Source organism: Kribbella endophytica (genome assembly GCF_054781295.1).
On record NZ_BAAGUR010000001.1, the window covers coordinates 1,554,998 to 1,567,537 of the forward strand.

At 69.3% G+C, this 12,540-nt stretch carries 10 protein-coding genes; all 10 read left to right on the forward strand.

Going from position 1 to position 12,540, the window contains the following annotated elements; all coding sequences use genetic code 11:
• Positions 1–283: 283 nt before the first annotated feature.
• The 10 genes from ACYVIO_RS07545 (at position 284) to ACYVIO_RS07590 (ending at position 12,221) form a co-directional block, all read left to right on the forward strand.
• Positions 284–1,762 (forward strand): sugar ABC transporter ATP-binding protein, encoded by a 1,479-nt coding sequence (locus tag ACYVIO_RS07545; RefSeq protein WP_460649928.1) that lies wholly within the window; start codon positions 284–286, stop codon positions 1,760–1,762.
• Positions 1,759–2,784 carry an ABC transporter permease gene (locus ACYVIO_RS07550; RefSeq protein WP_460649929.1) on the forward strand — a complete coding sequence of 342 codons (1,026 nt, stop codon included), beginning with the start codon at positions 1,759–1,761 and terminating at the stop codon, positions 2,782–2,784. The genes ACYVIO_RS07545 and ACYVIO_RS07550 overlap by 4 nt, the downstream gene beginning before the upstream one ends.
• Positions 2,774–3,823 carry an ABC transporter permease gene (locus ACYVIO_RS07555; RefSeq protein ID WP_460649930.1) on the forward strand — a complete coding sequence of 350 codons (1,050 nt, stop codon included), beginning with the start codon at positions 2,774–2,776 and terminating at the stop codon, positions 3,821–3,823. The genes ACYVIO_RS07550 and ACYVIO_RS07555 overlap by 11 nt, the downstream gene beginning before the upstream one ends.
• A complete protein-coding gene (gene rhaS, locus ACYVIO_RS07560; RefSeq protein WP_460649931.1) occupies positions 3,820–4,911 on the forward strand; it encodes a rhamnose ABC transporter substrate-binding protein in 1,092 nt (363 codons plus the stop codon). The genes ACYVIO_RS07555 and rhaS overlap by 4 nt, the downstream gene beginning before the upstream one ends.
• Before the next feature lie 13 nt (positions 4,912–4,924).
• Entirely contained in the window at positions 4,925–5,257 is a 333-nt protein-coding gene (locus ACYVIO_RS07565; RefSeq protein WP_344177188.1) for an L-rhamnose mutarotase, read from the forward strand.
• Between the two features lie 3 nt (positions 5,258–5,260).
• Positions 5,261–6,424, forward strand: coding sequence for an L-rhamnose isomerase (rhaI, locus tag ACYVIO_RS07570; RefSeq protein ID WP_460649932.1), 1,164 nt, complete (start codon positions 5,261–5,263; stop codon positions 6,422–6,424).
• Complete coding sequence (locus ACYVIO_RS07575) at positions 6,421–8,460, forward strand: bifunctional aldolase/short-chain dehydrogenase (protein ID WP_460649933.1); 2,040 nt, start codon at positions 6,421–6,423, stop codon at positions 8,458–8,460. Before rhaI ends, ACYVIO_RS07575 begins: the two co-directional genes overlap by 4 nt.
• Before the next feature lie 31 nt (positions 8,461–8,491).
• Positions 8,492–9,955, forward strand: a complete 1,464-nt coding sequence (locus ACYVIO_RS07580; RefSeq protein WP_460649934.1) for an arabinose isomerase — start codon at positions 8,492–8,494, stop codon at positions 9,953–9,955.
• A 147-nt stretch (positions 9,956–10,102) separates the two neighbouring features.
• On the forward strand, positions 10,103–11,935 hold the full coding sequence (locus ACYVIO_RS07585) for a rhamnulokinase (RefSeq protein ID WP_460649935.1): 1,833 nt from the start codon (positions 10,103–10,105) through the stop codon (positions 11,933–11,935).
• Positions 11,936–11,939: 4 nt separating this feature from the next.
• A complete protein-coding gene (locus ACYVIO_RS07590; protein WP_344177181.1) occupies positions 11,940–12,221 on the forward strand; it encodes a helix-turn-helix domain-containing protein in 282 nt (93 codons plus the stop codon).
• Positions 12,222–12,540: the final 319 nt, after the last annotated feature.

The window sequence follows — 12,540 nt, forward strand, 5'->3', positions numbered from 1 at the left end:
GAGGACCCGTTGCCTCCGCGGTCGGAGGCAGGATCCGGCGCTCCGGCGCGTCCTGGTGCGCTGGGTGGAGCCACGTGACCTCCCCGCTTGAAACGTGATAGCCCACGAAGCGTACCTGGCCGGACTGTGGATGTCCGCAGGGTCCACCTGTGGTTCTCCACAGACTTCCCTCTGGCTCTTGACGCTCGCCCTCGCCGTCAGGCAATCTTCTTGAAACCTTTCAGCAACGAACAGATCGAGACCTACGGAGGTGGCGATGGCGACGGACGCTCCGGTGCTACGGGTGCGTGAAGTTTCCAAGTCGTTCGGCGCGGTCGCCGCCGTCCAGAACGTGTCCTTCGATCTGTACGGCGGGGAGGCGCACGCCCTGGTCGGGGAGAACGGCGCGGGCAAGTCCACGCTGGTCAAGATGCTGGCCGGCGTGCACCGGCCGGACTCCGGCACCCTCGAGCTGGACGGTGCCCCGATCGAGCTGTCCACCCCTGCCGACGCCAAGGCGGCCGGCATCGCGGTGATCTACCAGGAGCCGACGCTGTTCCCGGATCTGTCCGTCGCGGAGAACATCGCGATGGGCCGGCAACCGCTGGGTCGTTTCAAAACCATCGACCGGGCCGCGATGCAGCGGCAGGCCGAGCAGCTGTTCGCCCGGCTCGGCGTCTCTATCGCGCCGAACCGGCCGGCCCGCGGGCTGTCGATCGCCGACCAGCAACTGGTGGAGATCGCCAAGGCGCTGTCGGCCGATGCGCGGGTGGTGGTGATGGACGAGCCGACCGCGGCGCTGACCGGCGTCGAGGTCGAGCGCTTGTTCGCGGTGGCCCGGTCCCTGCGGGACGACGGCGCGGCACTGGTCTTCATCTCGCACCGGTTCGAGGAGATCACCGCGCTCTGCGAGAAGGTGACGATCCTGCGGGACGGCAAACACGTCTCCACCGATCCACTGGCGGGGCTCAGCGTCGACGAGATGGTCCGCCGGATGGTCGGCCGCGACCTCGACGCGCTGTTCCCCAAGCAGGACGTGACACCGGGGGCGGTCGTGCTGTCGGTGCGCGGTCTCCGCCGCGATCCGGTGTTCGTCGACATCGACTTCGAGGTCCGGGCCGGCGAGATCGTCGCGCTGGCGGGCTTGGTCGGCTCCGGCCGGTCCGAAGTGGTGCAGTCGATCTTCGGCGTAGATCCCCGCGACGGCGGCACGGTCGAGGTCGGCGGGCGCAAGCTCAAGCCCGGCTCGCCCCGCGCCGCGATGGCTGCCGGGGTCGCGCTGGTCCCGGAGGACCGTCGTCAGCAGGGGCTGCTGATGGAGTTGTCGATCGAGCGCAACGTCACGCTGCCGCGGTCGAGAGCCCTGTCCCAGTGGGGCTTCCTGACCGGCAGCAGTGAGCGCCGGTCGGCGAAGGAGTGGACCACGCGGCTGAAGACCAAGTACGGACGGCTCAGCGACGAGGTCGGCACGCTGTCGGGCGGCAACCAGCAGAAGGTCGTGCTGGCGAAATGGTTGTCGATGGCACCGAAACTGCTGATCGTCGACGAGCCGACCCGGGGCATCGACGTCGGTACCAAGGCCGAGGTGCACCGGTTGATGTCCAGCCTGGCCGCTGAAGGCGTGGCGGTACTGATGGTCTCGTCGGAGCTGCCGGAGGTGCTCGGCATGGCCGATCGCGTGCTGGTGATGCGCGAGGGCCGGCTGGTCGCCGCGCTCGACCGGGCCGACGCCACCGAGGAGTCCGTGATGTTCGCCGCCACCGGTCAGGAAGTGACCGTATGACGGCCGTCGGGCTGCCCGGTGTCACCGCGCGCAGATCCTCGCTCGACCTGGTGCTGCGGGCCCGTGAGCTGGGCATCGTGCTCGCACTGGTCCTGCTCGTTGCGGTGACCGCGATCTCGAACCCCCGGTTCCTGTCCGGCCAGAGCATCCGCGACATCCTGCTCGGCACCGCGATCCTGGCCGTTCTGGCGGTCGGCCAGGCCGTGGTGGTGATCACCCGCAACATCGACCTCTCGGTCGGCTCGGTCCTCGGCCTGAGCGCGTTCACGGTCGGCACGCTGCTCCGGGACAACCCGGGCCTCCCGGTCGTGGTCGCCCTGCTGGTCGGCGCCGCGGTCGGAGGGATCTGCGGCGCCGCCAACGGCGTCCTGGTCCGGTACGGCAACGTCCCGGCCCTCGTTGTCACCCTCGGCACGCTGTACGTCGTCCGCGGCATCACCTACTTCTGGGCCGGTGGCCAGCAGATCAACGCCGACGAGCTGTCCGCCGGGTTCCTGGACTTCGGCAACGCCACGCTGCTCTCGGTGCCGTACCTGGTGCTGATCGCCCTGCTGGTCCTGGTCGTCACCGGCCTGATCCTGCGGAACTACCGGGCCGGCCGCGAGCTCTACGCGATGGGTTCGAGCCCGCAGGCGGCCAAGCTGGCCGGCATCGCGGTCGGACGCCGTACGGTCGGGGCCTTTCTGGTCAGCGGAGCGCTGGCGGGGTTGGCGGGCGTGCTGTTCGCGGCCCGCTTCGGCACGATCGACGCCGCCGCGGGGACGGGCTACGAGCTGAACGTGGTCGCCGCGGTAGTCGTCGGAGGCGTCGCCGTCTTCGGTGGCAGCGGGTCGGTCTGGGGTGCGGCGCTCGGCGCGTTGCTGCTCACCACGATCGGCAGTGCGCTGGCCGTTCTCGAGATCAACCAGTTCTGGCAGCAGGCGATCGTCGGCGCTCTGATCCTGCTCGCGATCGGTGCCGACCGGCTCGTCGCGGCGCGGGTCGCCGCGTCGTTGAAGAAGCGAGGCTCCCATGTCAGCTGAGACCGCGGCGATCACCGACCGCCCTGGCGCTCTGGTCGGCCGGTTCGCGAACTGGAACGTGGCGATCATCGCCCTGACCGTGCTGGTGCTGATCGTGGCGTCGGCGAGCGTCGACAACTTCGGCACCTCGCAGAACTTCGGGTTCCTGGTCCTCGACCTGCTGCCGATCGCCCTGGTCGCGCTGCCGATGACGCTGGTGATCGTGACCGGCGAGATCGACCTCTCGGTGGCCAGCACGCTCGGCCTGTCCAGCGCCCTGATGGGCTACCTGTGGAACGCGAACCAGCCGATCGAGACGATCATCCCGGTCTGCCTGCTGCTGGGCGCGGTGCTCGGCGCGGTCAACGGCTTCTTCGTCACCGTGCTCGGCCTGCCTTCGCTGGCGGTCACGATCGGCACTCTGGCGCTCTACCGCGGCCTGGCCTTCGTCGTGCTCGGTGACAGCGCGGTCGCGGACTTCCCGGCGCTCTACACCGACTGGGTGACCGGGACGATCGGTGGCACCTCGATCCCGAACGTGCTGATCATCGTGGTCGTGCTGGCGATCGTGTTCGGTGTGGTCCTGCACGCGACGCCGGTCGGCCGCGCGGTCTTCGCGGTCGGCGCGAGCGAGCAAGCCGCCCGGTTCGCCGGCGTCCGCCCCGGCCGACTCAAGTTCTGGCTGTACGTCGTGAGCGGTCTGGTCGCGGGCCTGGCCGGAGTGCTCTGGACCCTGCGGTACTCCAGCGCCCGCGCCGACAACGGTGCCGGCCTCGAGCTCGCTGTGGTCGCCGCCGTGCTGCTCGGTGGGGTGTCGATCTTCGGCGGCAAGGGCGCCTTGCCCGGGGTCATCGCCGGCGTGGTCCTGCTCGCCTCCCTGCAGAACGCGCTCCGCCTGTCCGACGTCTCCAACGAGGCGCTCAACGTCGTGACGGGTGTCCTCCTGATCGCCTCGGTTCTCGCTCCGAACCTCGCCAACGCCGTCCGTACCGCGGTGCAACGCCGCCGGCACCGCACCGAACCAACTCCTGGGTCACCGTCCAGAAAGGACCTCTCATGACCTTTCGCCTGTCCCGCCGTACGGCGGTCCCGCTCTCGACGGTGGCCGTCCTGTCCCTCGCGCTGACCGCCTGCGGCGGTGGCACGACCAAGGAGAGCAGCGCGGGCGATGCCACCGCGGCGCCGTCCTCCTCGACCTCGGCCGCGGCCGACCCGAACGCGCCGCTGAAGGAAGGCCTGAAGATCGCCTACCTGCCCAAGCAGCTGAACAACCCCTACACCGACGTCGAGGTCGGCGGCGGCAAGGTGGCGGTCGGCGAGATCAAGGGTGAGTACAAGCTGGTCGGCCCGAACGACGCGAGCGCGTCGTCGCAGGTCAGCTACATCAACACGCTGATCCAGCAGCAGCAGGACGTGATCGTGGTCGCCGCCAACGACCCGAACGCGGTCTGTCCCTCGCTGAACCAGGCCCGCAAGGCCGGCATCAAGGTGGTCACCTTCGACTCCGACGCGGCCAAGACCTGCCGCGACGCGTTCATCAACCAGGCGACCACGCAGGGCATCGGCGAGAGCCTGGTGAAGATGGCCAGCGAGCTGGCCGGCGGTTCCGGTGAGATCGCCGTCCTGTCCGCGACGCCGAACGCGACCAACCAGAACTCCTGGATCGAGGTGATGAAGACCGAGCTGGCCAAGCCCGCCAACCAGAAGCTCAAGCTGGTCAAGATCGCCTACGGCAACGACGACGACCAGAAGTCGTTCACCGAGGCCCAGGGCCTGCTGCAGACCTACCCGAACCTCAAGGTGATCGTGTCACCGACCACGGTCGGCATCGCCGCCGCCTCGCGGTACGTCAGCTCGTCCAACTACAAGGGCAAGGTCGCGATCACCGGCCTCGGCCTGCCGAACCAGATGCGCAAGTTCGTCAAGGACGGCACGGTGAAGAAGTTCGCCCTCTGGAACCCGGCCGACATCGGCTACCTGGCCGCGTACGCCGGCGCCGCGCTGAAGTCCGGCCAGATCACCGGCGCCGAGGGCGAGAAGTTCAAGGCCGGCAAGCTCGGCGACTACACCGTCGGCGCGTCCGGCGAGATCGTGCTCGGCCCCCCGACCGAGTTCACCGCGGCCAACATCGACCAGTTCGACTTCTGACCTCGGAGCACTCGTGAACCGCTACTGCTTCTGCCTCCAGGTCAAGCCGGACCGGCTGGACGAGTACGTCGAACGGCACCGCGACGTGTGGCCCGACATGCAGGCCGCACTGCGCGACTCCGGCTGGCACAACTACTCGCTCTTCCTCCGCGACGACGGCCTGCTGATCGGGTACGTCGAGGCCGACGACCTGGAGGCGGCCCAGCAGGCGATGGCGGCGACCGAGGTGAACGAGCGCTGGCAGGCCCAGATGACCGACTACTTCACCGGAATCGACGGCCGCCCGCCGGACGAGTCGTTCCTGCTGCTCCGCGAGATCTTCCACCTCACACCTGCGAAGGACTGACCTATGACGACCGAAGCCGTGAAATCCGCCCTGCGCCGGCAGGAGATCGAGCTGCCCTCCTGGGCGTTCGGCAACTCGGGCACCCGGTTCAAGGTGTTCAGCCAGCCGGGCGTCCCGCGGTCGCCGGAGGAGAAGATCGCCGACGCCGCGGTCGTGCACAAGTACACCGGCGTCGCGCCGAGCGTCGCGCTGCACATCCCCTGGGACAAGGTCGACGACTACGCGGCGCTGACGGCGTACGCGAAGGGCCAGGGCGTGCGGCTGGGCGCGATCAACAGCAACGTGTTCCAGGACGACGACTACAAGCTCGGCAGCGTGACCAACCCGGACCCGAGCATCCGGCGCAAGGCCACCGACCACCTGCTGGAGTGCGTCGACATCATGGACGCGACCGGCTCCCGGGACCTGAAGCTGTGGTTCTCCGACGGGACGAACTACCCCGGCCAGGACGACATCCAGGACCGGCAGACCCGGTTGGCGACCGCGCTGAAGGAGGTCTACGACCGGCTCGGGGCCGACCAGCGGATGCTGCTGGAGTACAAGCTGTTCGAGCCGGCCTTCTACACCACCGACGTGCCGGACTGGGGTACGTCGTACGCGCACTGCCTGGAGCTCGGGCCGAAGGCCACGGTCTGCATCGACACCGGGCACCACGCGCCGGGGACCAACATCGAGTTCATCGTCGCGTTCCTGCTGCGGGTGGACAAGCTCGGCGCGTTCGACTTCAACAGCCGCTTCTACGCCGACGACGACCTGATGGTGGGCGCGGCCGACCCGTTCCAGCTGTTCCGGATCATGAACGAGATCGTTCGTGGCAACGCGCTCGACCCCGACCGGGGGATCGCGTTCATGCTCGACCAGTGCCACAACATCGAGGCGAAGATCCCGGCCATCATCCGGTCGGTGATGAACGTCCAGGAGGCCACCGCGAAGGCGCTGCTGGTCGACCGGGACGCGCTGCGCAAGGCCCAGCAGGACGGTGACGTGCTGGGTGCGAACGCGGCGCTGATGGATGCGTACAACACCGACGTCCGGCCGCTGCTCGCCGAGCTGCGGACCGAGCAGGGGCTCGACCCCGACCCGATCGCGGCGTACCAGCGCAGCGGCTACTTCGAGCAGATCACCAAGGACCGAGCCGACGGCCAGCAGGCCGGATGGGGAGCATGACAGTGAGCGAGACCGCAACCGAGCTTGTTGCCCGAAGCAACAGACTGGGTGCCGATCCGCGCAACACCAACTACGCGGGCGGCAACACGTCCGCGAAGGGCACGGCGACCGACCCGGTCACCCAGCAGCCGGTGGACCTGGTCTGGGTGAAGGGCTCCGGCGGCGACCTCGGCACGCTGACCGCGGCCGGCTTGGCCGTGCTGCGGATCGACCGGCTGAACGCGTTGGTCGACGTCTACCCCGGCGTCGACCGCGAAGACGAGATGGTCGCCGCCTTCGACTACTGCCTGCACGGCAAGGGCGGAGCAGCGCCGTCGATCGACACCGCGATGCACGGACTCGTCGACGCTCCCCACGTCGACCACCTGCACCCGGACTCGGGGATCGCGCTGGCGACCGCGGCGGACGGCGAGAAGCTGACGGCCGAGTGCTTCGGTGAGCGGGTGGTCTGGGTGCCGTGGCGGCGGCCCGGGTTCCAGCTCGGCCTGGACATCGCGCAGACCAAGCGGGAGAACCCGCAGGCCATCGGCGTGATCCTCGGCGGACACGGCATCACGGCGTGGGGCGACACCTCGGCCGAGTGCGAGGCGAACTCGATCGAGATCATCCGCACCGCCGAGCAGTTCCTGGCCGAGCGCGGCAAGCCGGAGCCGTTCGGCGCCGTCGTACCGGGGTTCGAGGCGTTGCCGGACGAGGAGCGGCGGCAGCGGGCCGCGGCGCTCGCGCCGGTGATCCGTGGGCTCGCGTCGACGGACAACCCGCAGGTCGGGCACTTCAACGACGCGGACGTCGTGCTGGAGTTCACGGCCCGCGAGAAGCTCGGGGAGCTGGCCGCGCTCGGGACCTCCTGTCCGGACCACTTCCTCCGCACGAAGGTGCGACCGCTCGTGCTCGATCTGCCGCCGAGCGCTCCGCTGGAGGAGGCAGTGACGCGCCTCAAGGAGCTGCACTTGCAGTACCGCGAGGACTACGCGGCTTACTACGACCGGCACAAGGAGCCGGACAGCCCGCCGATGCGCGGTGCCGATCCGGCAATCGTGCTGGTGCCCGGCGTCGGCATGTTCAGCTTCGGCAAGGACAAGCAGACCTCCCGGGTCGCCGGTGAGTTCTACGTCAACGCGATCAACGTGATGCGCGGCGCGGAGGCGGTCTCGACGTACGCGCCGATCGACGAGCGGGAGAAGTTCCGGATCGAGTACTGGGCGCTCGAGGAGGCGAAGCTGCAGCGGATGCCGAAGCCGAAGCCGCTCGCCACCCGGGTCGCGTTCGTCACCGGCGGTGGATCGGGCATCGGCAAGGCAATCGCGCAGCGGCTCGCGGCCGAGGGCGCGTGCGTGGTGGTCGCCGACCTGGATGCGGCCTCGGCGGAGGCCGTCGCCAAGGAGATCGGTACGACGGACAAGGCTGTCGCGGTCGGCGCCGACGTGTCGGACGAGGCCGCGGTGGCGGCGGCGTTCGAGCAGGCGGTGCTGGCCTTCGGCGGTGTCGACCTGATCGTCAACAACGCGGGGTTGTCGATCTCGAAGCCGCTGCTGGAGACCACCGAGCACGACTGGGACCTGCAGCACGACGTGATGGCGAAGGGCTCGTTCCTGGTCTCCAAGGTCGCGGCGAAGGTGCTGATCGACCAGGGCATCGGCGGCGACATCGTCTACATCTCCAGCAAGAACGCGGTCTTCGCCGGCCCGAACAACGTGGCGTACGGCGCGGCCAAGGCCGACCAGGCCCACCAGGTCCGGCTGCTCGCGGCTGAGCTCGGCGAGTACGGGATCCGCGTCAACGGCATCAACCCCGACGGAGTCGTTCGCGGTTCCGGGATCTTCGCCAAGGGTTGGGGTGCGAAGCGCGCCGCGGTGTACGGGGTACCGGAATCGGAGTTGGGTGCGTACTACGCGCAGCGGACACTGCTCAAGCGCGAGGTACTGCCGGAGCACGTCGCGGCCGGCGTGTTCGCGCTGACGGCTGGGGACCTGTCACACACGACCGGTCTGCATGTACCGGTGGACGCCGGCGTCGCAGCGGCGTTCCTGCGCTGACCAACCATCACCACTGCTGAGGAGAGCGACCATGTGGAGTACTGATCCCGAGCGATCGGTGGACGGCGGCGGCGTGCTGCCGTGGGTCGAGCCGCGGAAGACGCGGATCGGACTGGTCGCGGGTGGGCTCGGTGCGTACTGGCCGCAGTTCCCGGAGCTGCTGCCGCAGTTGCAGGCATCGGCACGACGCGTGGCCGAACGGTTCGGGGAGTTCGACTGCGAGGTCGTCGACGTCGGGTTCATCTCCGACGCGCAGGAAGGCGCCGCGGCGGCCGAGAAGCTGCGGCTGGCCGACTGCGACCTGATCGTCGGGTTCCTGACGACGTACATGACCGCGTCGATGCTGGTGCCGGTCGCGCAGCGGTCCGGTGCGCCGGTGCTGCTGCTCAACCTGCAGCCCACCGAGGCGATGGACCACGCGACGTTCGACACCGGGGCCTGGCTCGCGTACTGCGGCGCCTGCCCGCTGCCGGAGATGGCGAACGCGTTCGAGCGGTGCGGCATCGACTTCCGGTCGGTCTCCGGGTACCTGGAGGACGAGCGGGCGTGGGCCAGGATCCACCGGTGGCTGAAGGCGGCCGGCGTACGGGCCGCGTTCCGGCACGGGCGGCACGGTCTGCTCGGGCATCTGTACCCCGGGATGATGGACGTGATCACCGACCCGACCCTGGTCTCCGCGCAGCTCGGCGGGCACGTCGAGATCCTGGAGATCGACGACCTCCGGGTCCGGGTGGAGAAGGTGACCGCGGCCGAGACCGAGGCGCGGATGAAGGTCGCCCAGGATGTGTTCACCCTCGACGACTCGGTGGTCGAGGACGACTTCCGCTGGGGCGCGACGGTGTCGGTCGCTCTGGACCGGTTGGTCGAGGACTTCCAGCTCGACACCCTGGCGTACTACCACCGAGGCCTCGACGGCGAGACCCACGAACGGGTCGCGGCCGGCATGATCCTCGGCGCATCGTTGCTCACGGCAAGGGGTGTGCCGGCGGCGGGGGAGTACGAGCTGCGCACGTCGCTGGCGATGCTGATGATGGACAAGCTCGGCGCGGGCGGCTCCTTCACCGAGCTGCAGGCGCTGAACTTCCACGACAACGTGGTCGAGATGGGTCACGACGGTCCGGCCCACCTCGCGATCAGCTCGGCCAAGCCGCTGCTGCGGGGGCTCGGTGTCTACCACGGCAAGCGTGGATGGGGTGTGTCGGTCGAGTTCGACGTGGCGCATGGTCCCGTGACCGCGCTCGGCTTCGGTCAGCTCCGCGACGGCACGTTCAAGCTGATCGCCTCGGAAGGTGAGGTCGTCCCCGGCCCGCTTCTCCAGATCGGCAACACCACCAGCCGCGTCGACTTCGGCTGCGACCCCGGCGAGTGGACCGACGCCTGGTCGGCCTCCGGCGTAGCCCACCACTGGGCTCTCGGCACCGGCCACCAGGTAGCAGACCTCAATGCAGTCTCTAGCCTGCTCCACCTCCCCTTGGAGGTCATCAACCCAGCCTGACCACGGATCTCCCCCCAGCGCCGGACGCCGGCTACCCGCCGGGAGCCGATCGGCTCGCCGACCACCTCGTGCCCCTCGTCTTTCGCCTTTTCTGACCTGAACGCGGATCGCTCGCCTGCACTTCTTGCCCCAGAAGGAGCCTCGCCCATGACTCTTCGGTTGGCCGCGGTGGATCTTGGCGCGTCCAGTGGACGCGTCATGGTCGGCGACGTCGCGCCGGGAAAGCTGGAGCTCACCGAGGTCCACCGCTTCTGGAACGGCCCGGTCCAGATTCACGGCACCTTGCACTGGGACATCCTGCATCTGTACCGCGAGACCCTCGTCGGCCTCACCAAAGCCGCCGCCGGCGGACCGATCGACGGCATCGGCATCGACTCCTGGGCCGTCGACTACGGCCTGCTGGATGCTGACGGCCGCCTGCTCGGCAACCCGATCCACTACCGAGACTCCAGGACCGACGGCGTGATGGACGAGGTCCTACGCACCGTCCCCGCCGAAGACCTGTACGCCGTCACGGGCCTCCAGCAACTCCCCTTCAACACCATCTACCAACTGGTCGCCGAGAAGTCCCTGGACAGAGCCCACCAGCTCCTCCTAATCCCCGACCTCCTCGCCTACTGGCTCACCGGCGTGGCGGGCGCCGAAGCCACCAACGCCTCCACCACCCAGCTCTACGACGTCCGCACCAGAACCTGGAGCGAGGCCCTAGCCCACCGAGTAGGCATCCCCACCCCCCTCCTCCCCACCCTCCGAGAACCCGGCCACCTAATAGGCCCCCTACTCCCCGAACTAGCCGAACAAACCGGCCTAAAGCCCCGCCCCACCACACCGCAGCCCACGCCCACCACATCGGCCCCCAATGCGGACACTGGCATCGCGCCCACCACAGCCACGACCGTGGCGCACACCGGCACCCCGGCCCCCACCACCGCTGCAACCACGACCGCTGCGGCCACCGGTAACCCGGCCCTCACCACCCCCGCTACGGGAGCCCCGGCCTCCACGCCCCCTGCCACCGTCGCCTCGGCCGCCGCCACCCCGGCTATGGGCGCCTCGGCCTCCGCGCTCTCGCCCGCCGGCACGCCGGCCCCCACCGACCCGACGCCCATCACCCCCGCTCCGGACGCCCCGGCCTCCACCACCCCGACCGCTGGCGCTCTCGGCGCAAGTGGTGCGAGCGCTGAGGTTGGCGGAGGTCTGCGGGTTCCGGTGATTGCTGTTGGGTCGCATGACACGGCATCTTCTGTGGTTGCGGTGCCGGCTGCTGAGGGGGAGAACTTCGCCTACATCTCCTCCGGGACCTGGTCGTTGGCCGGGCTGGAGCTGCCAGAGCCGGTGCTGACCGAGGAAGCGCGCCGGGCGAACTTCACCAACGAAGGCGGAGTCGACGGGCGCACCCGGTTCCTGAAGAACGTCATGGGCTTGTGGATCCTGCAGGAGTGCCTGCGGGTATGGGGAACAGACGACCTCGTCGAGCTGCTCGGCGAGGCCGCCGAGGTGCCGGCGTTCGGCGTACTGATCGATCCGGACGATCCGGCATTCCTCGCCCCAGGCAACATGCCGGCGCGGATCGACGAGTACTGCGCGCGGACCGGCCAGGACAAGCCGGCAACCCGCGAAGCGACCGTGCGCTGCATTCTGGAGAGTCTCGCGCTGGCCTACCGGCGGACCCTGCGCAGCGCGCGGGAGATCGCCGATCGCGAGATCGACGTCGTACACGTGATCGGCGGAGGCTCGCAGAACGAGTTGCTCTGCCAGTTGACCGCGGACGCCTGCGGAGTGCCGGTGCTCGCCGGCCCCGTCGAAGCGTCGGCGCTGGGCAACGTGCTGGTCCAGGCACGCGCCCTGGGGGAACCGTTGCCGGACCTGGGCGCGATGCGCGCGCTGGTCCGTGCGACCCATCGTCTGCGGCGGTACGCGCCGCAGGGTAGACCGGCCGACTGGGACGCCGCCGAGTCCCGGGTGTTCGGAACCAGGTGATCCGATGACCGCCCTGCACAACGAGACCCTCACCCATCCGGATCTGAGGGACCACAACCTGTTGCCCCCCAACGACCTCAACCAACTCCTACCGCGCGGCCTGAGCTACGAGGACCTGCGGCTGTTCCGACTGATCGCGACCGGCCTGCCGATCGAAGCGGTTGCTCGCCGCCTCGACCTGTCCGAACGCACCGTCCGCCGCCGCACCCGCGCCGCCTGCGACCGACTCGGCTTCGGCACCGCCATCGAAGCCATCGTCTGGGCCGCACACCGCGGCCTCCTCTGACCAAACCGCCCACTCCGCCGCAGCACCAACAGCAAGGAGACCCAGCCAGCAGCAAGAGTCGTCGGCTCCGCAAGCGCTAGGTCCGTGCCCTCCCCAACCCGCCGCGACCTGCTCAGACGTCACGCCCGGCCCACCCGCAACCTGCACTGACGCCAGCGCCTGAACCGCCCATGACCTGCTGACGCCAACGCCTGACCCATCCGCGACCTGCTCTGACGCCAACGCCCGACCCGCCCACGACCTGCTCTGACGAACCATCAACCCGCCGCAGCGCCTGGCCGTCCACGGTGCCGCAACGTCGGGCGGGCGGTCATCAGAC